The following is a 22,479-nucleotide window of genomic DNA, read 5'->3' as shown; positions in this document are numbered from 1 at the left end:
CCTTGCCCATGAGCCTGCGCGCCGCGTCGATCCTTGCGCTTTCGCTGCTGGCCGGCTGCGTGTCAGGCGGCGCGAGCGACCCCTTGGCCAGCCGCCAGGGCAGAGTGGAGGCGGGGCGGGCTTATGTACAGCTTGGCTTGGGTTATTTGCAACAAGGTTTGACCGAACAGGCCAAGGCGCCGCTGGGCAAGGCCCTGGCACTGGATGACCAGGATGTCGACGCGCACGCGGCACTGGCGGTAGTGTTTCAAGCCGAAGGTGAGCCGGTGCTGGCCGAAGCACACTTTCGCAAGGCCTTGCTGATAAGTCGCGGTGACACGCGAATTCGCAACAATTACGGCAGTTTCCTTTATGCTCAGGGGCGATTTGCCGAGGCCAAGCAGATGTTTCGCCTGGCCAGTGCCGATACCCTGTATCCTGAGCGCTCACGCGTGTACGAAAATCTGGGCCTGACCGCCCTGAAGCTCGAACGCCGCGATCAGGCGCACGCGTATCTGTTGAAAGCGTTACAACTCAACCAGCACCAACCAAAAGCGTTGCTGGAAATGGCTGAGTTGTCCTACGAAAACAGGCATTATGTGCCGGCCCGGGACTACTACGATCGTTTCAGCCAGTTGAGCGACCACGACGCCCGTAGCCTGCTGCTGGGCAGCCGCCTTGCCAGGGTGTTCGACGAGCAGGGCGCACTGGCCGAATTGGGCCAGCAATTACAACGACTTTATCCCGGTACGCCGGAATACCAGCAATACCTGTCGGAGCAACGATGAACGCCGCGCATCCCGAAGTAGCAGTAGCGCCTGGCCAGAACCCCGGTGAGCTTTTGCGCCTGGCCCGTGAGAAACGGGACTGGTCTCAAGCCGAGGTGGCCCGCAAGCTCAACCTCACTGTCAGTTCGTTGAACCATGTGGAAACCGGCGCCTTCGACAAGCTGCCCGGGCATACTTTCGCTCGTGGCTACATTCGTGCCTACGCCAAGTTGATGGACCTCGACCAGGCCGCCCTGGTAGATGCCTTCGACCGCTACACCGGTACCCACGCCAAAGGCAGCGACGTGCATTCGCTGGGCCGTATCGAAGAGCCTGTGCGGCTGTCGCACAACATCCTGCGCGGCGTCAGCCTGTTGTTGCTGGTGGCTGTTGTCGGTGGTGGCTTTTTCTGGTGGCAGGACCAGGGCAGCCTGCGGGGCAAGGAGCTGGCCAAGATTGCCCTGGAGCACGTCGAGGTCGAAAGCGCCGACGGCACGACACAGATTCACCCGCTCGATGAGCCTGAAGACCAGGCCGTTTCCGTTGGCCAGCAAGCTGAAAGTGCACCGCTGGCGCTGGAGCAAGGCGCTGCCGAGCAGCCTGCTGCCGCTGAACAGGCGCCGGTAAGCTCGGAGCCAGCCATTGCCGCAGCGCCTGCTCCGGCACAGCAAGCGCCTGCGCAACCCGCACCTGCTGCTTCGCCTGCTCCGGTTACGCCCCCGGTACAGGCCGCTGCTGCACCTGCACCGGCCGCCGCTGAGCCTGCCGCGGTGCCGACTGGCAGTGCCAAGGTCGCCATTCAGTTCACCGCCGATTGCTGGACCCAGGTCAGCGACGGCAACGGCAAGGTGCTGTTCAGCGCCATCAAGCGCAAGGGGGACAACCTCGAGCTGACCGGCAAGCCGCCTTTCTCGGTACGCCTGGGCTTTGCCCGGGGCGCCCAGGTCAGCTACAACGGCCAGGCCGTCGATGTTGCTCCGTTCACCAGTGGCGAGACTGCTCGCCTGAAGTTGGGACAGTAAGTCATGCACGGCGAATCTCCGATCAAGCGTCGCGAATCCCGCAAAATCTGGGTTGGCAATGTGCCGGTGGGCGGTGATGCGCCCATCGCGGTGCAGAGCATGACCAACACCGACACCAACGATGTCGCTGCCACCGTGGCGCAAATCCAGCGTCTGGTCGATGCCGGCGTGGACATCGTGCGGGTCTCGGTGCCGGACATGGACGCGGCCGAAGCTTTTGGCAAGATCAAGCAACTGGTCAGCGTGCCGCTGGTCGCCGACATCCATTTCGACTACAAGATCGCATTGCGCGTTGCCGAGCTGGGTGTTGATTGCCTGCGTATCAACCCGGGCAACATCGGCCGTGAAGACCGTGTGCGCGCCGTGGTCGATGCCGCCCGCGACCGCGGCATTCCGATTCGTATCGGGGTCAACGCCGGTTCGCTGGAAAAAGACCTGCAGAAGAAGTACGGCGAACCGACCCCGGCTGCGCTGGTCGAGTCGGCCCTGCGTCACGTCGAGCATCTCGACCGCCTGGATTTCCAGGACTTCAAGGTCAGCGTCAAGGCCTCGGACGTGTTCATGGCTGTCGAAGCCTACCGCCTGTTGGCCAAACAGATCGTACAGCCGCTGCATCTGGGCATCACTGAAGCCGGCGGCCTGCGCTCGGGGACGGTGAAGTCCGCCGTCGGCCTCGGTATGCTGCTGGCCGAAGGTATTGGCGATACCATCCGTATCTCGCTGGCGGCCGACCCGGTCGAAGAAGTGAAAGTCGGCTACGACATCCTCAAGTCGCTGCATCTGCGTTCGCGTGGCATCAACTTCATCGCCTGCCCGAGCTGCTCGCGGCAGAACTTCGATGTGGTCAAGACCATGAACGAGCTGGAAGGGCGTCTGGAAGACCTGCTGGTGCCGCTGGATGTGGCGGTGATTGGTTGCGTGGTCAACGGCCCGGGTGAAGCCAAGGAAGCCCATGTAGGGTTGACCGGCGGCACGCCGAACCTGATCTACATCGACGGCAAGCCTGCCCAGAAACTGACCAATGACAACCTGGTCGATGAGCTGGAAAAGCTCATCCGCCAGAAAGCGGCCGAAAAGGCCGAAGCCGACGCGGCGCTGATCGTCCGTGGCTGACACACCGAATTCGTAAGGACTTTTCGTGAGCAAATCGCTGCAAGCCATTCGTGGCATGAACGACATCCTGCCAGAACAGTCGCCGCTGTGGCGCTACTTCGAAGGCACCGTGGCCGGTCTGCTGGACACCTACGGGTACAGCCAGATCCGCACGCCGATCGTCGAGTTCACCGAGCTGTTCAAACGCTCGATCGGTGAAGTGACCGACATCGTCGAAAAAGAGATGTACACCTTCGAGGACCGCAACGGCGATTCGCTGACCCTGCGTCCTGAAGGCACCGCTGCCTGCGTGCGAGCGGTGCTCGAGCACGGCATCACCGGCAACGGTCAGGTGCAGAAGCTGTGGTACATCGGCCAGATGTTCCGCCACGAGCGCCCGCAGAAGGGCCGTTACCGTCAGTTCCACCAGATTGGCGTGGAAGTGTTCAACCTGGACGGCCCGGACATCGATGCCGAGCTGATCATGTTGACCTGGCGCCTGTGGGGCCTGCTGGGCATCCAGGACGCGGTCAAGCTCGAGCTCAACAGCCTGGGCACCAGTGAAGCCCGCGCACGCTACCGTGACGCGCTGGTCGAGTTCCTTTCGGCGCGTCTGGAGCAGTTGGACGAAGACAGCCAGCGTCGCCTGAAGAGCAACCCGCTGCGCATCCTCGACAGCAAGGACCAGAACACCCAGGCGGTGCTGGTCGGCGCGCCGAAGCTGGAAGACTATCTGGACGAAGAATCGCGCGTGCACTTCGAGGGCCTCAAGGCCCGCCTGGATGCCGCCGGTATTCCGTTCGTGATCAACACCAAGCTGGTACGTGGCCTGGACTATTACAGCAAGACCGTGTTCGAGTGGGTAACCGACAAGCTCGGCGCCCAGGGCACAGTGTGCGCGGGTGGCCGTTACGACGGCCTGGTCGAACAGATGGGTGGCAAGCCGACCACTGGCGTTGGTTTCGCCATGGGCATCGAGCGCCTGATCCTGCTGTTGGAAACCCTGGGCAAAGTGCCGGAGTCCATCAGCCGCCAGATCGACGTGTACCTGTGCGCCTTTGGCGAGCAGGCGGAGCTGGCCGGCCTGCGCCTGTCCGAAGGCCTGCGCGACCGCTTGCCGGGCCTGCGCCTGGCCGTCAACGCCGGTGGTGGCAGCTTCAAGAGCCAGTTCAAGAAAGCCGACAAGAGCGGTGCACTGTTCGCCCTGATCCTCGGCGACGACGAGCTGGCCAAGCAAGAAATCGGCTTGAAGCCCCTGCGCGGCCAGGGCGAACAACAGAACATTGCCTGGGATGCTCTTGCAGAGCACCTGGAAACCGCGATCGTGCAGGCGTAACGCGGTTCAACAAGCGAATAGGCGAAAAGGAGTATTGGGGTGTCGAGTACCGATGATGATGACCTGGCAGGGATCAAGGACTGGTGGAGCCGCAACGGCAAGCCGCTGCTGACCGGCGCATTGCTGGCTGGCGTGGTGGTGTTGGGCTGGAATACCTGGCACAAGTACCAGAACAACCAGTCGCAAGGTGCCTCGCAGTTGTATCAGGCGTTGATTGAAACCAGCCTGACACCGACCGGCCAGCCGGACACCACCAAGGTCGCGGAGCTGGCCGGCAAGCTCAAGAGCGAGTTTGGCGGCACCGCTTACGCCCAGTACGGCAGCCTGTTCGTGGCCAAGGTCGCGGTCGACAGCGGCAAGCTCGATGACGCCGCAGCGGAGCTGAAAAGCGTGCTGGACAATCCGGCCGACGTCACCCTGGGCGAGATTTCGCGTCAGCGTCTGGCGCGCGTACTGGCAGCCCAGAACAAGGCCGAAGATGCCCTGAAGCTGCTCGACGGCGACGCCGACAAAGCTTTTCTGGCCAGCCGTGAAGAGTTGAAGGGTGACCTGCTGGTTCAGCTGGGTCGCGCCGACGACGCACACAGCGCTTACGAAAAAGCCAAGGCCGCGCTGTCCGATGACGCGGCGGTCGGTGGCTTGCAATTGAAGCTGGATGACCTGGCTAAAGGGGACGCGTAAGTGATCGGTTGGAAACATGCAGCAGTGCTGACCCTGGCCGTACTGGCCGCGGGTTGCAGCAGCAACAGCAAGAAGGAACTGCCCCCGGCCGAGCTGACCAAGTTCACCGAGGAAGTGGTGCTGAAGAAGCAGTGGAGCCGTTCGATCGGTGACGGCCAGGGTGAAACCTACAACACCCTGGTCCCGGCCATCGAGAACGACCGCATCTACGCTTCCGACGTCAACGGCGAAGTCTATGCCCTTGATCGCATCACCGGTGACGTGGTGTGGAAGAAGGACCTGGAGCTGAAGGTTTCCGGCGCAGTTGGCGTGGGCTACGGCCTGGTCATGCTCGGTACCCTCAAGGGTGAAGTCATTGCCCTGGACTCCAGCACCGGTGAGGAGCGTTGGCGCTCGCGCGTGACCAGCGAAGTGCTGGCCCCGCCTGCCAACAACGGTGACGTGGTGGTGGTACAGACCCAGGACGACCGCCTGATTGGCCTGGATGCCGCCACTGGCGACCGCCGTTGGATCTACGAGAACTCCCCGGCCGTGCTGACGCTGCGTGGCACCGGTGCGCCAATCGCCACCAACCGCCTGGCAGTTGCCGGCCTGTCTACCGGCAAGGTTGTAGCGGTGGACATCAACAACGGTGTGCCGGTGTGGGAAAGCCGCGTGGCCATCCCGCAGGGCCGTTCCGAGCTGGACCGTGTGGTCGACATTGACGGCGGCCTGCTGCTGTCCGGTGGTATCTTGTACGTCAGCACTTACCAGGGGCGCGTTGCTGGCCTGGACCTGGAAAGCGGCCGCGAGCTGTGGCAGCGCGATGCCTCCAGCTACGTGGGTGTCGCCCAGGGCTTCGGTAACGTCTATGTGAGCGAGGCTTCTGGCTCGGTCGAGGGTATCGATGAGCGTTCTTCCAGTGCCCTGTGGACCAACGACTCGATGGCGCGTCGCCAACTGACCGCGCCTGAAGTGTTCTCCAGCTACGTAGCGGTAGGGGACTTCGAAGGTTACCTGCACTTGCTCAGCCAGGTCGATGGCCGTTTCGTCGGCCGTGAGCGCATCGACAGCGATGGCCTGCGCGCCCGCCCGCTTGTGGTCGGCGACACCATCTATGTCTTTGGCAACAGCGGCAAGCTCGAGGCAATGACCATCCGCTGAAGCTATGCTTGAAGCCTTGACCGGCTTCAAGTCGCGGCGTACGCGCCGCCCGTACTCCGGCCGCTGCCTTGCAGCGGCCTTTGCATTTTCAAGAATTCGAGAGTGGAGAGCCGATGGTTCCCGTAATTGCCCTGGTGGGCCGCCCGAACGTCGGCAAATCCACCATGTTCAACCGCCTGACCAAGACCCGCGATGCCATCGTCGGTGACCTGTCGGGCCTGACCCGTGACCGCCAGTATGGTGATGCCAGCTGGCAGGGTCGCTCCTTCATCCTGATCGACACCGGTGGTATCACCGGTGACGAAGTGGGCATGGACGAGAAAATGGCCGAGCAGTCGCTCATGGCCATCGAAGAAGCCGACTACGTGCTGTTCCTGGTTGATGCCCGTGCGGGCATGACCGCAGCCGACCAGATGATCGCCGAGCACCTGCGCAAGCGGAACAAGTCGGCGATCCTGGTTGCCAACAAGATCGACAACATCGACCCCGACGTTGCCCGCGCCGAATTCTCGCCAATGGGCATGGGTAACGCCATCCCGGTGGCGGGCTCCCAGGGCCGTGGTATCAGTGCCCTGATGGAAGCCGTGCTCGGCCACTTGCCGCGCGATGCCGAAGAGGAAGCCCTCGACCAGGACGTCGCTGAAGGTGAGGAAGCCGTGCGCATTCCTGGCCCAAGCGAGAAGGATGGCATCAAGATCGCCATCATCGGTCGCCCGAACGTTGGCAAGTCGACGCTGGTCAACCGCATGCTCGGCGAAGAGCGTGTGGTGGTCTACGACGAGCCAGGCACTACCCGTGACAGTATCTACATCCCGTTCGAGCGCGATGGCGAGAAGTACACCTTCATCGACACCGCCGGGGTGCGCAAGCGGGGCAAGATCCACGAGGAAGTCGAGAAGTTCTCGGTAGTGAAGACGCTGCAGGCGATCAAGGACGCCAACGTCGTTATCTTCGTCATGGATGCCCGCGAAGGTGTGGTCGACCATGACCTGAACCTGCTGGGCTTCGCCCTTGAAGCCGGTCGCGCCATCGTCATTGCCCTGAACAAGTGGGATGGCATGGAGCCAGGTGAGCGTGCCTACGTGAAGACCGAGCTGGAGCGCCGGCTGTTCTTCGTCGACTTTGCCGACATCCACTTCATTTCCGCGCTGCATGGCACGGGCGTGGGCAACTTGTACAAGTCGGTACAGGCTGCGTTCACGTCCGCGGTTACCCGTTGGCCAACCAGCCGCCTGACGCAAATCCTCGAAGATGCCGTGAGTGAGCACCAGCCGCCGATGGTCAATGGTCGCCGCATCAAGCTGCGCTATGCCCACCTCGGCGGTGCCAACCCGCCGCTGATCGTGATCCACGGCAACCAGACCGACAGCATTCCCAAGTCGTACTCGCGTTACCTGGAAAACACCTATCGTCGGGTGCTCAAGCTGGTCGGTACGCCGATCCGTATCGAGTACAAGGGGGGTGAGAACCCGTACGAGGGCAAGAAGAACACCCTTACCGATCGCCAGGTCAACAAGAAGCGCCGCCTGATGTCGCACCACAAGAAGGCCGAGAAGAAGCGTCGCGACAAACGTTAAGTAGCGCCATGTGGGGGCGGGCAAGGTCGCCCCCACAGACGCCCCTTGATCCAGAGCAATCCCCCTATTGTTTCAACCTTTTTCCTGACCGCTTGATCCGCTATGCTCGGACTCCACCCCGTGCCGGATATACCCCAGGAAAGAGGGCTCCATGATCCGCAGCAAACTGCCGAATGTCGGCACGACCATCTTCACCACCATGTCCCAGCTCGCCGTGCAGGCTGGCGCGCTCAACCTGTCCCAGGGTTTTCCTGACTTCAATGGCCCGCAGGCCCTGCTCGATGCAGTGGGCCGGCACGTGGCTGCCGGGCATAACCAGTATTCGCCGATGACCGGCCTGCCGGCCTTGCGCCAGCAGGTAGCGGCCAAGGTCGAGCGGCTGTATGGGGCCAGGGTGGATGCCGATCAGGAAGTGACTATCACCCCCGGCGCCACCGAGGCTATTTTCTGTGCCATCCAGGCGGTGGTACATGCCGGTGACGAAGTGATCGTCTTCGATCCCTGCTACGACAGTTACGAGCCGTCGGTGGAGCTGGCCGGTGGCCGCTGTGTTCATGTGCAGCTGAGCGACGGTACCTTCCGTATCGACTGGCAGAAATTCAGCGATGCCTTGAGCCCGCGCACGCGCATGGTCATCCTCAACTCGCCACACAACCCCAGCGGCGCGCTGATCACTCGCGAAGACCTCGACCAGCTGGCCGCGCTTATTGCCGACCGCGATATCTACCTGGTCAGCGATGAAGTGTACGAGCACCTGGTCTACGACGGCGTACGCCACGCCAGCGTGCTGGCCCATGAGCAGTTGTACTCGCGTGCCTTCGTGGTCAGTTCGTTCGGCAAGACGTACCACGTTACCGGCTGGAAGACCGGGTACGTGATTGCACCGCCTGCCTTGAGCGCCGAGCTGCGCAAAGTGCACCAGTACGTCAACTTCTGTGGCGTGACGCCGCTGCAGTGTGCCTTGGCCGATTTCATGGCCGAGCACCCCGAGCATATTGATGAGTTGCCGGCCTTTTACCAGGCCAAGCGCGACCTGTTCTGCGGTTTGCTGGGAGGCTCGCGTTTCAACTTTACCCGCACGACGGGCACTTATTTCCAACTGGTGGACTATTCGCAAATCCGCCCGGACCTGAACGACGTCGACATGTCGCTGTGGCTGACGCGTGAGCACGGCGTGGCGACCATCCCGGTATCGGTGTTCTACCAGCAACCCATCCCCGAGCAACGCCTGGTGCGCCTGTGCTTTGCCAAACGAGAGGAGACGCTGCGTCAGGCAGCGGAAAGACTATGCGCGATCTGAGTACACTGCCGAACCTGAAAGTCGCCCTGGTGCAAACCACCCTGGCCTGGCATGACCGCGAGGCCAACTACGCGCACTTCGAGGTGCTGCTGGAGCAGGTGGGCGAGGTGGACCTGGTGATCCTGCCGGAAATGTTCACCACCGGCTTTTCGATGCAGTCGGAAAGCCTGTGCGAGCAGGAGAACGGTCCGACCTATAAATGGTTGAAAGCCCAGGCGAAGAAGCACAATGCGGTGATTACCGGCAGTGTGATCATCCAGGCGGCCGATGGCAGCCACCGCAACCGCCTGTTGTGGGCACGGCCGGACGGCGAGATTCTGCACTACGACAAACGCCACCTGTTCCGCATGGCCGGTGAGCACAAACATTACACCCCAGGCGAGCGGCAGGTGCAGTTCGAGGTCAAGGGCTGGCGGATTCGCCCGCTGATCTGCTACGACCTGCGCTTCCCGGTGTGGAGCCGCGACGCCCAGGACACTGACCTGCTGCTGTATACCGCCAACTGGCCGGCCGCGCGCCGCCAGCACTGGAACCGTCTGCTGCCGGCGCGGGGCATCGAAAACCTGTGCTATGTGGCGGCGGTGAACCGGGTGGGCACGGACGGTAAAGGCTTTGCTTATTCTGGTGACAGCCAGGTGCTGGATTTCCAGGGTGAGAGCCTGCTCAGTGCCGGGGAGGCGGACGGGGTGTTTACTGCAGTGCTGAGCGCGTCGGAACTGGCGGCGTACCGGGCCAAGTTCCCGGCCAACCTGGATGCCGATACCTTCGAGCTGCACTGACAGCAGCGCCGGCTTCTTCGCGGGCCTGCCCGCGAAAGGGCCTGGTGGCCAATCTCCCTGGCCCTTCACCGTTGCCGCCGCCAGCGTATTCGCGGGTAAACCCGCTCCTACACAGATCGGTGGTGGACACACATCTGGGGTTGGACACAGGCCGTCGTGTAGGAGCGGGTTCACCCGCGAAGAGGCCGGCCCTGCTGGCCAATATCCACCCGCCGTTCACCGTTGCCGCCGCTACCGTATTCGCGGGTAAACCCGCTCCTACACAGATCAGTGGTGGACACACATCTGGGGTTGGACACAGGCCGTCGTAGGAGCGGGTTCACCCGCGAAGAGGCCGGCGCTGGTTGAATCGATTTCCGGTCAATACACATCCCGCCGATACCGCCCATCCTCGATCAACTGCTGTACAGCTTCTTCACCCAGCATGCGATTGAGCGCCGCATCCACCCCAGCCGCCATGCCTTGCAGGCTGCCGCAGACATACACGCAAGCCCCATCGGCCACCCAGCGCTTGAAATCCTCGGCCTGTTGCAGCATCACGTCCTGCACATACACCTTCTCGGCCTGATCGCGCGAGAACGCCAGGTCCAGCCGTGCCAGGTCGCCGTTGTCCAGCCAAGCCTGCAGCTCATCGCCGCACAGCAAGTCATGCGCCCGATTACGCTCGCCGAACAACAGCCAGTTGCGCTGCTCACCGGCATTGACCCGCGCGCGCAACAGGCTGCGAAGGCCTGCCAGGCCAGTACCGTTGCCGATCAGGATCATCGGCGCAGCGGCCTCAGGCAGATGGAAGCCACTGTTACGCCGCAGGCGCAGGCTCAGGGTGCCATTCATTGGCAGGTATTCGGTCAGCCAGCCAGAGCCCAAACCAAGGTTGCCGTCAGGGTGGCGTTCCTGGCGCACGATCAGCTCCAGCACACCATCGCTGGCGATCGAGGCGATGGAGTATTCGCGGCTGCCGATCGGTACCAGTGCATCCACCAGTGCCTGCGGCTGTAAGCCGATCAGGTGGTCGCGGCGCATCGGCAACTGGCGGCCAGCGAGTGCCTGGGCAAGGGTTTCGCTCAGGCCATTCACCTGCACCTGGCTGTTGGCGTCCAGTGCCATGCCCTTGAGGAACGCGTCGATCCGTGGCTGCCCATTCAGCGGCAGTATCTCTACCAGATCGCCGGCTTCCCAGCTTGCAGGTTCTGCAGCCTGCAGGCCAAGCAGGTACACCGGTTGGCCTTGGCTGCCAGGGTTGAGCAGTTTGCGGCGCACCAGCGACCAGTTGGCAAAGGTTGGCGGTTGCCAGGCGGCCACCGGCTGGGCGCCGGTCAGTTGCGCCAGTTCCTGCTGCCATTGCTGCAGGGCGGCCTGGTCGGCGTTGTCCACTTCCACCGGGCTGAATGCACTGCTGGCACCGCGCTCCCCCAGCCACGCCTGGAGACGACGAGCGAAACCGCAGAAGTGCGGGTACTGACGATCACCGAGGGCGAGCAGGGCATAGTTGAGGTTGTTCAGTGCCCAAGGCTGGCCGAGCACCTTGCGCTCGAAGGCGCGAGCGCTGTCGGGCGCTTCGCCGTCGCCGAAGGTACTCACCACGAAGAGCGCGCGATGGGCCTGGCGCAGGTCGTTTTCACCCAGCTCGGCAAGGGCGCGCACCTGAACTGTCTGGCCAGCTGCCTGTAGCTGCTTCGCACTCTGCCAGGCCAACTGCTCGGCAAAGCCACTCTGGCTGGCAAAACCGATCAGCCAACCGTCGCCATTGCCGTTGCTGTTGGCGACCTTGCCACGGGCTGCGCGCACCTGACGTTTCTTGCGGCGACGGTCGAGGTACAGCAGCCAGCCAGTGACGAAGAACAACGGCATGGTCAGGCTGGCGATGGTGACGATGATGCGCCCCGGCAAGCCGAAGTACTCGCCCACATGCAAGGCGTAAACACTCTGCAGCAGTTGCGCCTTGAAGGACTTGTCGGTGTAGCGGTCGTGCTTTTTAACCTGGCCAGTGGCCGGGTCCAGGACCAGGGTATTGAAGGCACGTGGGTGGGCAGCGTTGTCGAGCAGGTAGAACAGGTTGGCCGGCTGACCGCCAGCGGGCGGCAGGCGCAGGTTGTAGGTGGAAAGGCCTGGGCCCGCGGCGTCCTTGAGGTTGGCCCAGATGGCGTCGTAGTCCACCACCAGCGGTGGCGCATTCCGGTCGACTTTCTGCGGCCCGTGCCGGCCACGGCCTTCACCACGTTTTTGCTGCTGGCCCGCAGCCGGCGCGTCAGCCAGCAGCTTGTTCAGGCCTTCGCGGTACCACTCATAGGACCAGAACAGGCCGGTCAGGGCGAACAGAAGGTAGAACAGAAGGCACCAGGTACCTGCCACGGCGTGCAGGTCCCAGTTGAAGGCGCGGCCTTTCTTGGCCCAGTCGAAGGTCAGCCAGGTGCGCCAGTCCAGCGCTTTGCGCGGCCAGCGCAGGTACAGGCCGGACAGGCAGAAGAACACCAGCATCAAGGTGCAGGCCCCGGTGATTTGCCGGCCAGTGTCGCCTATGGCGAGGAAGCGGTGCAGCTTGAGCATGAGGTTGAAGAAGCCTTGCCCGGCCACTTCACCCTTGAGTTCGCCGGTGTACGGGTCGGCATAGCGCAGTTCGCCACGGCGTTCGCCCGGTGCCGGCATGAAGAAGATACGTGCAGCGTTGCCTTCACGCACGTCGACCCACAGCATCGACACCTTGTCGTGCTGCTGGGCTTCGACCCGTTTAACCAGCTCGGCCGGCGGCAGCACGCCTTCGGCGCGTACTTCTACCTTGAGTACATCGGCATTGAATGCGCGCAGCAGTTCTTCCTGGAACGAGTACAGCGCCCCGGTAATGCCCATCAAGGCCAGCACCAGGCCAGCGGTGATGCCAAAGAACCAGTGCAATTGGAACAGCGTCTTCTTCACCACGTTACTCACCTTGAGTTGCTGCCGCGACCTGCGCGGCGTGCATTATGCCTTGATACGCAAAAGCCCCGCTCACGGGAATGAACGGGGCTCGGGGTGACTTGATTAGAAGTGGAAGTTGGCACTCATGAGTGCAGTACGGCCAGGCGCTACGTGAGCGTAATGCGTAGCGAATACTTGATCGAAGTAACGCTTGTCGGTCAGGTTTTGCACATTCAGCTGCAAGTCGACATTCTTCGTCAGGCGATAGGTAGCCATGGCGTCATAGCGCCAGTAGGAAGGCACCTCGACAGAGTTGGCTTCGTCACCGAAGCGCGAGTCGACAAAAGTCGCGCCAGCACCGACGGTCAGTTGCGGAATGATGTCGTAGGTCGACCAGAACGTGAAGTTGTTACGCGGCGTGCTAGGCATGTGGTTGCCTTCGTTCGCTGCAGTAGAGGTTTTCACGATCTCGCTTTCCATATAGGTGTAGCCGCCATAGACCTTCCACTTGCTGGTCAGGTTACCCGAGTAGGTCAGCTCCACACCCTGGACCCGTTGTTCGCCATCGAGCACCTGATAAGTGGCATTGTCTGGATCGGTGACGCGTGCGTTGGTTTTGTCGGTACGGAACAAGGCTGCGGTCAACGATAGGTTATCGTCGAAGAAGTCCCACTTCGTGCCGATTTCGTAGTTGCGGTTACGTTCTGGATCGAGGTTGCTGTTGTTGGCCGCCAGCTCCAGGCCGCCATTGCCGCTGGTTTCGCCCGACGGGTTGCTGGAGGTCGACCATGCAGCGTAAATACTGCCGTTTGGCAACGGCTTGTAGACTACGCCAACTTGGTAGTTCCACAGATGCGCGTTGTTTTCGCGAGAGAAGTCCCCCGCCACCGAGCCACGACCACCTGTGCTGTATCCGCTTGATTTGGTCTGGTAATCGTCGTAACGCAGGCCAAGGTTCAGCGACCACTGTTCGTTGAAAGTCAGCGTGTCAAATACGTAGGCAGCGCTGGTCTTCGTATCCGTATCGGTGAAGGCTTGGCTGTCGGTAATCGTGCCAGACCAGCCGTCATCCGGGGACGGGTCGTAGAGGCTGGTGCAGTCGCCCGAGGCCAGCAAGGCGGGGGTGCAAACAGTGCCTGTGCCAGCGGCCGAGGTGACGACATACCCGCGGTTATGCGTGTCGCTGTAGGTGAACTCCAGGCCTGTCACCAGGCTATGCTCGATGAAGCCGGTATTGAACTTGGCACTCAGGTCGGTCTGGTTCACCCAGCCTTTGGACGTCGAATTGCGGTTCTTGGTGGCGCGATAGACCGTACCGTTGGCGACGTTACCTTTACTGTCATCCGGGTTGGTCACGATGTAGTCGAGGGTCGAGCGCGACATGCGGAAGCTGTTGGACAGTGTCAGGTTTTCGTTCAGGTCATGTTCGATACGGATCGTGCCGCTGTCGTTGCTGGTCTTGCGATAGTCGCGTCCGTTCAAACCGTAGAAGTTGTCGCGGTCAACATGAGCCGGGCCATCTACATTGTATTTGCTGCGCGTGGCGCTGCGGTTCAGCGGGATGCCGTAGTCAGGCATGTCGTCAGTCTTCAGGTGGTAGTAACCCACTGTGACCCGTGTATCGGTGCCCAAGCCAAAAGCGAACGACGGTGCTACCCCCCAACGGCTCACATCCACATCGTCACGACCGGCGACGTTGGCTTCGTGCTTCATCAGGTTCAAGCGAAAGGCAGAGGTGTCGGTCAGTTGCTTGTTCAAGTCCAGGGTGGTGCGTTTGGTCTGGTCTGAACCCCAAGTGAACCCACCGTTGTAGCTATCGCCAAGTTTTGCGCTCTTGGTGACCAGGTTGAGGCTCCCGCCCGTCGAGCCAGCACCGGTAAAAGCGGAGCCAGGGCCTTTTGCGACCTCAATGGACTCGACGTTGAAGATCTCCCGGCTTTGAGATGCGACATCGCGCATGCCATCGACAAATACGTCACTTTCGGCGTTGAAGCCGCGGATGATAGGGCGGTCACCCGCTGGGTTGCCGCCTTCGCCTGCGCCAAAAGTGATGCCTGGGGTTGTACGCAAGGCGTCTACCAAGGACGTCGCACCCGTGTCACGAATGACTTGCTGAGGGATCACCGTGACACTCTTCGGTGTTTCACGCAGCGGGGCGGTGTACTTCTTCGAGCTGGCGGTGTCCGTCTTGTAGCTGGTGACATCCTGTGCCGCGTTGACGCTGGTCGCGTCGAGTGAAATGACAGAATCAGCAGCCTGATCATCTGCACATGCAAGCTGAGCAGTCGATGCAGCAGAGATGGCAACGCCGATGGCGGACGCAAGCAGGCGTTGTGAGCTCACAGCAGATGGCACGTAGTGACGCATTGGTAAGGACCTTCCCCAAGGTTTCGAGGCGGTGGATCTTAATGTAAGCAATTTTGACTAACAATTGAGAGTCGTTACCATTCGTGAAGAATTTACAATCTTTACAATTTGTCTTTACGGTTTCATGCAGCTGAAACGTCTTAAGCGGCGAATGGGGCTTGTGTAGCGCAAAAGGGAATCAATATCATTGAGCCTTTACATTTCCCAACGGTGCTGTTGCCATGCTGCTTCACATCCCAGGTCTGTTCGACGCTGATGAACTGGCCCGTATTCGCGAGGCGCTGGAGCAGGCCGACTGGGCCGATGGCAAGCTTACGGCGGGTTATCAGTCGGCCAAGGCCAAGCACAACCTGCAGTTGCCGGAAGGCCATGCGCTGGCCAAGGAAATTGGCACTGCGTTGATCGACCGCCTGTGGAAAACCCCGCGCTTCATGTCGGCAGCGTTGCCGCACAAGGTGTTCCCGCCGCTGATCAATTGCTACCGCGAAGGTGGCAACTTCGGCTTCCACATCGACAACGCCCTGCGCCAGCCCAAGGGCAGCCCGGAGCGGGTGCGTACCGACCTGTCTTCCACGTTGTTCCTCAGCGACCCGGAAAGCTACGACGGCGGTGAGCTGGTGATCCAGGACACCTATGGCGTGCAGCAGGTCAAGCTGGCCGCCGGTGACATGGTGCTGTACCCCGGCACTAGCTTGCACAAGGTCAACCCGGTGACCCGTGGCCAACGCTATGCCGCATTCTTCTGGACCCAGAGCCTGGTGCGCGATGACAGCCAGCGGACGCTGCTGTTCGAGATGGACAACGCAATCCAGCAACTGACTGCCGATGTGCCGGACCATCCTTCGTTGTTGCAGCTGACGGGCACTTACCATAACTTGCTGCGCCGCTGGGCTGAGGTTTGAGCCGTGTCTTACCTGCTGCGGCGTGAGGAAGTGGTGGATGTGGCCGGCTTGCAGGCCATGCTCGAGGAATCCCCCGGCAAGGCCGCCCAGGCAATTCTGGCGGCAGCGGGGCAGGGTGCGGTCGAGGCGCAGTTGCTGCTGGGACAGATCCTGCTGGATGGGCTTGGCATCCAGCAGGATGCCACCGTCGCCCGGCGCTGGTTCGGTATCGCTGCACAGGGGGGGAATGCCATGGCGCACAACATGCTCGGGCGTTGCCTGGAGCATGGTTGGGGCGGTGAGGTGAATTTGGCGCAGGCTGCCGTTCACTACGCCCGTGCGGCTGATTCCGGTTTGGACTGGGGCCTGTATAACCTGGGCAACCTTCTGGCGACCGGGCGTGGGGTGCCGGTCAATCAGGTGCAGGCGCTGATGTGCTACGAGAAGGCTGCACAGCTGGGGCATGCCAAATCGATGAACCTGTATGGGCGTTACCTGGAGCAGGGCATCGCCACGGCGCCCAGCCCGGCGCGGGCGGTGCGCTGGTATCGGCGTTCGGCCGAGGCGGGGGATTTTCGCGGGATGTTCAGCCTGGCGCTGGTGCTGGTCGAGCGTGGGCAGTTGGCCGAGGCAGGGCAGTGGCTGGAGCAGGCCCGGGTTGCGGGGAACATGAATTTCCTGCGTGCTGCGTTGGTAACCCTGCAGGGCGCAGGGCCGGTGTTGATGGCCTTTGCGGCGCGGTATGCCGAGGAAATCGATCGGCGCGGAGAGGCCGGTACAGGAGAGCACACATGAAAACGGGGCCTTTCGGCCCCGTCGTGCATTACAGGTAGTAAGCCTTCAGCGGCGGGAAGCCGTTGAATTCCACTGCGCTGTAGCTGGTGGTGTAGGCGCCGGTCGACAGCCAGTACAGGCGGTCACCGATGGCCAGGTTCAGCGGCAGCCCGTACTTGTAGTTCTCGTACATGATGTCGGCACTGTCGCAGGTCGGGCCGGCGATGACCACTTCTTCGGCTTCGCCTTTCTTCTCGGTCCAGATCGGGAACTTGATGGCTTCGTCCATGGTTTCGATCAGGCCGGAGAACTTGCCTACGTCGGTGTAGATCCAGCGCTCGACGGCGGTACGCGACTTGCGTGCGACCAGCACCACTTCGCTGACCAGGATGCCGGCGTTGGCGATCAGCGAACGGCCAGGCTCGAGGATGATTTCCGGCAGTTCGTCACCGAAGTCTTCCTTGAGGAAGCGGATGATTTCTTCGGCGTAGGTTTCCAGGCTGTTGGTACGGGTGATGTAGTTGGCCGGGAAGCCACCACCCATGTTGATCAGCTTCAGTTCGATGCCGTCTTCTTCTTTCAGGCGTTCGAAGATTACCTTGACCTTGGCGATGGCGGCGTCCCACACGCTGATGTCGCGTTGCTGCGAACCCACGTGGAAGGAGATACCGTAAGGAACCAGGCCCAGGTCACGGGCGAGGATCAGCAGGTCCATGGCCATGTCGGTCTGGCAGCCGAACTTGCGGGACAGCGGCCAGTCGGCAGTGGTGGAGCCTTCAGTCAGGATACGCACATACACTTTCGAGCCCGGTGCGGCCTTGGCGATGTTGCGCAGGTCGGCTTCCGAGTCGGTGGCGTACAGGCGCACGCCCTTCTCGTAGAAGTAGCGGATGTCCTTGGACTTCTTGATGGTGTTGCCGTAGCTGATACGGTCGGCGCTGACACCGCGGCCCAGTACTTTGTCCAGCTCGTAGATCGAGGCGATGTCGAAGCTCGAACCTTTCTCTTTGAGCAGGTCGATGATTTCCACGGCCGGGTTGGCCTTGACCGCGTAGTAGACCTTGGCGAATTCGAAACCGGCGCGCAGGTCGTCATACGCCTGGCTGATCATCTGGGTGTCGATGAGTACGAACGGGGTTTCCTGCTTGTCAGCGAACGCCTTCATTTTCTGGAAGGTTTCACGCGCGAAATAGTCTTCGACCTGGATCGACATGCTCAGGGACTCCATGGGCAAACTGAAAGATTAAGTGGCTGCAAACTGAACGTCCTCCGTATCCCCACTTTGGTTCGCCTACTCAGTACTTGAGCCGGATGGATCGTTTCCAGCATGGACGTTCGGCGCGCACTTTAGGGCGTGAAGAATGCAGAATCAACAGGCAATCCGGGCGTGATCGACGTGGATCGACGACCAGCCATTTGAATAACCGACTCGTGTGACCGGCTGATGTTCCCTGCGATCTTTCAAGCGTAAAAAATTGTGGAATGGAGCGTGTTGGGCCCTTTGCGGTCAAGCCCGCTCCTACAGGGGATACGCGTTCCATGTGGGAGCGGGCTTGCCCGCGAAAGGGCCGGAGGTGTTCATATTTATGGCCACATTTTCCTGGTACCCCCGTACAGGAAATCGCCCATAAATTTTTTGTTACCGACTGGCGGATTTGCTGCTTTTGATGAGAAACATTACTATTCGCACCCTTATCTGCCTCCCCGATGACCCCCGACCGTGTCCGGACACAAAGGCTTCCTCGACCACTACCATGAGCTGATCGGCACCTGGACGCGCAAGCTGCGCAGTCGTCAGCAGGCCGAGGACCTCACCCATGATGCCTTTGTCCGGGTACTGGAAACCCCGCGCGAGCAGGTGGAGCAGCCACGCGCCTACCTGCATCAGGCTGCGCGCAACATCGCTGTGGATGGCTTCCGTCGCGAAGACCGGCGCCAGGCCCTGGAGCGGGAAGCCTTCGAAGAAGGCGCAACCGGCAGTGGCGACCCGGAAGCCTACGTGCATGCCCTGGAGCTGGCCGACAGCGTTGAGCGGGCCCTGGCCGAGCTGCCACTCAACTGCCGGCAGGTGTTCATCTGGCAGAAGCTCGAAGGCCTGACCCAGGCCGAGATTGCCGAGCGCATGGGGTTGAGCAAGAACATGGTCGAAAAGTATATGATCCGCACGCTCCGGCACTTGCGTGAGCACCTGGATGTGTCGGCATGAAGAGTCAGGAGATCTTTTCGATGGAACAGTACGGTACCGATGCCGTCCGCGAGCAGGCGGCCGCATGGTTCGCCCGCGTGCAGGACGCACCTCGGGATGCCGGGCTGCACAAACAGTTGCGTGCCTGGCTGGCGAGCGACGAGCACCACCGGGAAGAATACGAGCATCTCTGCCGCGTATGGCAGGCTGCCGACTTCATTCCACGCCAGCGCCTGGAGGCGCTGTGCCAGCCAGACCCGGTACAGCAGCTGCCACGACGACGTTTCATGCGCCAGGCGTTGGCCGCCAGTGTCGCGGCAGTGGCGCTGGCCCTGGGCTGGGGTGGCTGGCACTACCTGCAACTGAACCATCAGGGCAGCCTGCAGACGGCCTTCAATGAGCGCCGTCAGGTCGAACTGCCGGATGGCTCGCATCTCGAGCTCAATGGCAGCACGCAGTTGCAGGTGGAGTTCAGCGCCGGCCAGCGGCACGTGCGCCTGAACGCCGGTGAAGTGATGTTCAGCGTCGCCCATGACAGTAACCGGCCGTTTGTGGTCGACACTGCCCAGGGCAGTGTGATCGTCACAGGTACCCGCTTTGACGTACGCCTGGACCCAGCCAGCACCCGTGTGGCGGTGGAACAGGGGTCGGTGCGGGTGCAGGGCAAGGGCGCCTCGCTGGCGCAACTGACGGCCGGGCAGGGGTCGCATATAGATGAACAGGGCCTGGTCGCCGCACCCTATGCGGTCAATATCGGCGCCATGACCGCATGGCGTCAGGGGAAACTGGTGTTCGACAATGCAATCCTCGCCGAAGTAGTGGCCGAAGCTTCTCGCTACCGTAGCCAGCCATTGCGGGTCGCCCCTGGTAAAGTCGCCCGGCTGCGCCTGTCAGGCACCTTCAGCACCAACGACCCAGACGCTCTGCTGCGGGCCTTGCCGAGCATCCTGCCGGTGGCCATCAAGGCCCATGAAGACGGCTCCAGCGAAATAATCGCCAAATAGATTCAGGTTTTTTTTCACTCGTTCGTCTTCCTCGCCAGCTGCAACTGCCAAGCATTTCCATTTGCACGCGGTTGGCGTTTATTCCGCATTCCAGGATGTTTCGACGACGTGAACAACAACAAATCCCTTCCACGCTTTCGCGCCCTGGCGCTGGCCCTGGCGGTCAGCACTGTGGCCGTTGGCAGCCAGGCCGCAGAGGCCGGTAATACCCTCCAGATCCAGGCTCAGCCGTTGGGTTCGGCGCTGAACCAGCTCGGCCAGCAGACCAGCCTGCAGCTGTTTTTCAGCCCCGAGCTGGTCGCCGGTAAACAGGCCCCGGCGGTATCGGGCAACCTGACGCCGGTGCAGGCGCTGCAACAGCTGCTGCAAGGCAGCGGGCTCACCTTCGAGATGTCCCGGGACACCGTTGTGGTGAAGCCTCTGCCGACTACCCTTGACCTGGGCAGCGGCAGCCTGGAGCTGGCACCCACCGATATCAAGGTGGTCGGTGACTGGCTGGGGGATGCCCAGCAGAGCGTGGTACAGAACCACCCCGGGGCACGCACCGTGGTGCGCCGCGAGGCAATGGTGGAAAAGGGTGCAATGAATGTGCGCGACGTGCTGCGTGGCATCCCCGGCGTGCAAGTGCAGGACTCCAACGGAACCGGTGGCAGCGACCTGTCGCTGAACGTGGGCGTGCGTGGCCTTACTTCGCGCCTGTCGCCGCGCTCCACGGTACTGATCGATGGTATCCCGGCCGCCTTCGCGCCGTATGGCCAGCCACAGCTGTCGATGGCACCGATTTCCTCTGGCAACCTCGACAGCATCGACGTCGTGCGCGGTGCCGGTTCGGTGCGCTACGGCCCGCAGAACGTGGGCGGGGTGATCAACTTCGTAACCCGGGCGATTCCGCAAAAGGCCTCGGCAGAGCTGTCCACCACGCTGGAAACCTCCCGGCACGGTGGCTGGAAACACACCGAGTCAGCCTTCGTCGGCGGCACGGCCGACAATGGCATGGGCGTGGCGCTGCTGTACACCGGGGTGAATGGCAACGGTTACCGTGAAAGCAACAACGGCAACGACATCGACGACGTTATCCTCAAGACGCATTGGGCGCCAACCGATGTCGATGAGTTCTGGCTCAACTTCCATTATTACGATGGCCGTGCCGACATGCCGGGTGGCCTGACCCAGGCCCAATACGACAGCAACCCGTATCAGTCGCTGCGCGATTACGACTACTTCGCGGGCCGGCGCAAGGATGTGTCGTTCAAATGGCAGCGGCAGCTCGACGATGCCACCCAGTTCGAAGTGCTGACTTACTACACCGACAGTTTCCGCGGCAGCACCATTGCCTCGCGGGACATGAAGACGTTGTCGTCGTACCCGCGCAACTACCACACCTTTGCCATCGAACCCCGTGTTTCGCGCATCTTCTTTGCCGGCCCAACCACCCAGGAAGTCAGTGTCGGTTACCGTTACCTGAAGGAAGCGATGCGCGAACAGACGACTCGGCTGGCGCTGATCGACAACGTGCCGACGGTGACCCCGACTTCTGACGGCCACGTGTTCCAGGACCGCAGCGGCGGTACTGAAGCCAGCGCCTACTACATCGACGACAAGATCGACGTGGGCAACTGGACCATCACCCCTGGCGTGCGCTTCGAGCACATCAATACCGACTGGCGCGACCGCCCGGTACTGGACGCCAACAACCGCCCGGTAGCCGAGAAGAAGCGCAGCATCACCAGCAACGAGCCTTTGCCGGCACTGAGCGTGATGTACCACGTTTCCGATGCCTGGAAGGTGTTCGCCAACTACGAGACTTCGTTCGGTAGCCTGCAGTACTTCCAGCTGGGCCAGGGCGGTTCTGGCAACAGTACGGCCAATGGCCTGGAGCCGGAGAAGGCCAAGACCTACGAAATCGGTACCCGTTATGACAATGGTGGCTTTGCCGGTGAGCTGACGGCGTTCTACATCGACTTCGATGATGAGCTGCAGTACATCAGCAACGACGTGGGCTGGACCAACCTGGGGGCGACCAGGCACCAGGGTGTCGAGGCCTCGGTGCGCTATGACCTGGCCGGGCTGGACCCGCGCCTGGACGGGCTGTCGGTGAGCGGTGGCTACACCTATACCCGCGCAACCTATGAAGGGGATATCCCGGGATTCAAGGGCCGTGACCTGCCGTTCTATTCACGCCAGGTGGCCACTGCCGGGGTGCGTTACGCGGTCAACCACTGGACCTGGAACCTGGATGCCTACGCCCAATCCAGGCAGCGCGCACCCGGCACCGGAATCAATGCCGATGGCAGTTTCAATGGCGACTACATCACCGAGCCGAGTGCTGACGGGCGGTATGGCGATATTCCGGGCTACGTGACCTGGCATGCCCGTGGCGGTTATGAATTCGGGCCGCAGTGGTCCAACCTGAAGCTGGCGGCGGGGGTGAAGAACCTGTTCGACAAGCAGTACTTCACCCGCTCCAGTGACAACAATGCCGGCCTCTATGTGGGTGAACCACGGACCTTCTATGTGCAGGCCAGTGTAGGGTTTTGATCCGAGGCTGCCAGGCCGCTTTGCAGCCCTTCGCGGGTACCGAGAGCCTCCAGGCCTTCGAGGTTTGGGGGTAGGAGCGGGTTTACCCGCGAAAGGGCCGGGCCTGCTGGCCAATTTCACCAGCCGCTCACCGTTGCCGCCGCTACCGTATTCGCGGGT

Annotated in this window: 17 protein-coding genes; 14 read left to right on the top strand and 3 right to left on the bottom strand. The window is 61.8% G+C overall.

Features of this window, described 5'->3' with window-relative positions; all coding sequences use genetic code 11:
• The first annotated feature begins 8 nt into the window (after window positions 1-8).
• The 9 genes from pilW to ACF8RA_RS00920 all read left to right on the top strand — a co-directional run bounded on the left by pilW (window position 9) and on the right by ACF8RA_RS00920 (window position 9,676).
• Window positions 9-767: a type IV pilus biogenesis/stability protein PilW gene (gene pilW / locus ACF8RA_RS00960; protein ID WP_392518687.1), complete on the top strand. Its 759-nt coding sequence runs from the start codon at window positions 9-11 to the stop codon at window positions 765-767.
• Window positions 764-1,768: a RodZ domain-containing protein gene (locus ACF8RA_RS00955; protein ID WP_176685533.1), complete on the top strand. Its 1,005-nt coding sequence runs from the start codon at window positions 764-766 to the stop codon at window positions 1,766-1,768. The genes pilW and ACF8RA_RS00955 overlap by 4 nt, the downstream gene beginning before the upstream one ends.
• 3 nt (window positions 1,769-1,771) lie before the next feature.
• On the top strand, window positions 1,772-2,881 hold the full coding sequence (gene ispG, locus ACF8RA_RS00950; RefSeq protein ID WP_021781776.1) for a flavodoxin-dependent (E)-4-hydroxy-3-methylbut-2-enyl-diphosphate synthase: 1,110 nt from the start codon (window positions 1,772-1,774) through the stop codon (window positions 2,879-2,881).
• Window positions 2,882-2,906: 25 nt separating this feature from the next.
• Window positions 2,907-4,196: a histidine--tRNA ligase gene (gene hisS, locus ACF8RA_RS00945; protein WP_176685534.1), complete on the top strand. Its 1,290-nt coding sequence runs from the start codon at window positions 2,907-2,909 to the stop codon at window positions 4,194-4,196.
• 39 nt (window positions 4,197-4,235) lie between these two features.
• Window positions 4,236-4,877: a tetratricopeptide repeat protein gene (locus ACF8RA_RS00940; RefSeq protein ID WP_176685535.1), complete on the top strand. Its 642-nt coding sequence runs from the start codon at window positions 4,236-4,238 to the stop codon at window positions 4,875-4,877.
• Complete coding sequence (gene bamB, locus ACF8RA_RS00935) at window positions 4,878-6,020, top strand: outer membrane protein assembly factor BamB (RefSeq protein ID WP_392518686.1); 1,143 nt, start codon at window positions 4,878-4,880, stop codon at window positions 6,018-6,020. It abuts the gene before it with no gap.
• 113 nt (window positions 6,021-6,133) lie between these two features.
• The gene (gene der / locus ACF8RA_RS00930; RefSeq protein WP_176685536.1) at window positions 6,134-7,597 is read left to right on the top strand and encodes a ribosome biogenesis GTPase Der; all 1,464 of its coding nucleotides are present in this window, start codon (window positions 6,134-6,136) and stop codon (window positions 7,595-7,597) included.
• 151 nt (window positions 7,598-7,748) lie between these two features.
• Window positions 7,749-8,897 (top strand): pyridoxal phosphate-dependent aminotransferase, encoded by a 1,149-nt coding sequence (locus ACF8RA_RS00925; RefSeq protein WP_176685537.1) that lies wholly within the window; start codon window positions 7,749-7,751, stop codon window positions 8,895-8,897.
• Window positions 8,885-9,676, top strand: a complete 792-nt coding sequence (locus tag ACF8RA_RS00920) for an amidohydrolase (RefSeq protein WP_021781782.1) — start codon at window positions 8,885-8,887, stop codon at window positions 9,674-9,676. The genes ACF8RA_RS00925 and ACF8RA_RS00920 overlap by 13 nt, the downstream gene beginning before the upstream one ends.
• Before the next feature lie 360 nt (window positions 9,677-10,036).
• Here the strand turns inward: ACF8RA_RS00920 and ACF8RA_RS00915 are convergent, their stop codons facing one another.
• Both ACF8RA_RS00915 and ACF8RA_RS00910 read right to left on the bottom strand, forming a co-directional pair.
• Window positions 10,037-12,592, bottom strand: a complete 2,556-nt coding sequence (locus ACF8RA_RS00915; protein ID WP_176685832.1) for a sulfite reductase flavoprotein subunit alpha — start codon at window positions 12,590-12,592, stop codon at window positions 10,037-10,039.
• A 102-nt stretch (window positions 12,593-12,694) separates the two neighbouring features.
• Entirely contained in the window at window positions 12,695-14,938 is a 2,244-nt protein-coding gene (locus ACF8RA_RS00910; protein ID WP_176685833.1) for a TonB-dependent siderophore receptor, read from the bottom strand.
• A 221-nt stretch (window positions 14,939-15,159) separates the two neighbouring features.
• Here ACF8RA_RS00910 and ACF8RA_RS00905 point away from each other — a divergent pair, with 221 nt between their 5' ends.
• On the top strand, window positions 15,160-15,840 hold the full coding sequence (locus ACF8RA_RS00905; protein ID WP_021781785.1) for a Fe2+-dependent dioxygenase: 681 nt from the start codon (window positions 15,160-15,162) through the stop codon (window positions 15,838-15,840).
• Window positions 15,841-15,843: 3 nt separating this feature from the next.
• On the top strand, window positions 15,844-16,614 hold the full coding sequence (locus ACF8RA_RS00900; RefSeq protein ID WP_392460815.1) for a tetratricopeptide repeat protein: 771 nt from the start codon (window positions 15,844-15,846) through the stop codon (window positions 16,612-16,614).
• Window positions 16,615-16,642: 28 nt separating this feature from the next.
• Here the strand turns inward: ACF8RA_RS00900 and ACF8RA_RS00895 are convergent, their stop codons facing one another.
• Window positions 16,643-17,806 (bottom strand): type III PLP-dependent enzyme, encoded by a 1,164-nt coding sequence (locus ACF8RA_RS00895; protein WP_021781787.1) that lies wholly within the window; start codon window positions 17,804-17,806, stop codon window positions 16,643-16,645.
• A 507-nt stretch (window positions 17,807-18,313) separates the two neighbouring features.
• On the opposite strand from ACF8RA_RS00895, the gene ACF8RA_RS00890 reads away from it, so the two are divergent.
• The 3 genes from ACF8RA_RS00890 to ACF8RA_RS00880 all read left to right on the top strand — a co-directional run bounded on the left by ACF8RA_RS00890 (window position 18,314) and on the right by ACF8RA_RS00880 (window position 22,320).
• Window positions 18,314-18,799, top strand: a complete 486-nt coding sequence (locus ACF8RA_RS00890; protein ID WP_003248496.1) for an RNA polymerase sigma factor — start codon at window positions 18,314-18,316, stop codon at window positions 18,797-18,799.
• Window positions 18,800-18,819: 20 nt separating this feature from the next.
• Complete coding sequence (locus ACF8RA_RS00885) at window positions 18,820-19,782, top strand: FecR family protein (protein ID WP_392518685.1); 963 nt, start codon at window positions 18,820-18,822, stop codon at window positions 19,780-19,782.
• Between the two features lie 108 nt (window positions 19,783-19,890).
• Window positions 19,891-22,320 carry a TonB-dependent siderophore receptor gene (locus ACF8RA_RS00880; RefSeq protein ID WP_392518684.1) on the top strand — a complete coding sequence of 810 codons (2,430 nt, stop codon included), beginning with the start codon at window positions 19,891-19,893 and terminating at the stop codon, window positions 22,318-22,320.
• Window positions 22,321-22,479 lie beyond the last annotated feature (159 nt).

This window comes from Pseudomonas sp. FYR_5, assembly GCF_043106315.1.
In the GTDB taxonomy this organism is placed as follows: Bacteria; Pseudomonadota; Gammaproteobacteria; order Pseudomonadales; family Pseudomonadaceae; genus Aquipseudomonas; species Aquipseudomonas putida_Y.
This window is presented reverse-complemented; position numbering and strand designations above follow the sequence as displayed.

Bases quoted from the DNA above. Each gene is read 5' to 3' on its own strand.
- pilW (WP_392518687.1), top strand. From the start codon at position 9: ATGAGCCTGCGCGCCGCGTCGATCCTTGCGCTTTCGCTGCTGGCCGGC.
- ACF8RA_RS00955 (WP_176685533.1), top strand. From the start codon at position 764: ATGAACGCCGCGCATCCCGAAGTAGCAGTAGCGCCTGGCCAGAACCCC.
- ispG (WP_021781776.1), top strand. From the start codon at position 1,772: ATGCACGGCGAATCTCCGATCAAGCGTCGCGAATCCCGCAAAATCTGG.
- der (WP_176685536.1), top strand. From the start codon at position 6,134: ATGGTTCCCGTAATTGCCCTGGTGGGCCGCCCGAACGTCGGCAAATCC.
- ACF8RA_RS00925 (WP_176685537.1), top strand. From the start codon at position 7,749: ATGATCCGCAGCAAACTGCCGAATGTCGGCACGACCATCTTCACCACC.
- ACF8RA_RS00920 (WP_021781782.1), top strand. From the start codon at position 8,885: ATGCGCGATCTGAGTACACTGCCGAACCTGAAAGTCGCCCTGGTGCAA.
- ACF8RA_RS00910 (WP_176685833.1), bottom strand. From the start codon at position 14,938: ATGCGTCACTACGTGCCATCTGCTGTGAGCTCACAACGCCTGCTTGCG.
- ACF8RA_RS00905 (WP_021781785.1), top strand. From the start codon at position 15,160: ATGCTGCTTCACATCCCAGGTCTGTTCGACGCTGATGAACTGGCCCGT.
- ACF8RA_RS00895 (WP_021781787.1), bottom strand. From the start codon at position 17,806: ATGTCGATCCAGGTCGAAGACTATTTCGCGCGTGAAACCTTCCAGAAA.
- ACF8RA_RS00885 (WP_392518685.1), top strand. From the start codon at position 18,820: ATGGAACAGTACGGTACCGATGCCGTCCGCGAGCAGGCGGCCGCATGG.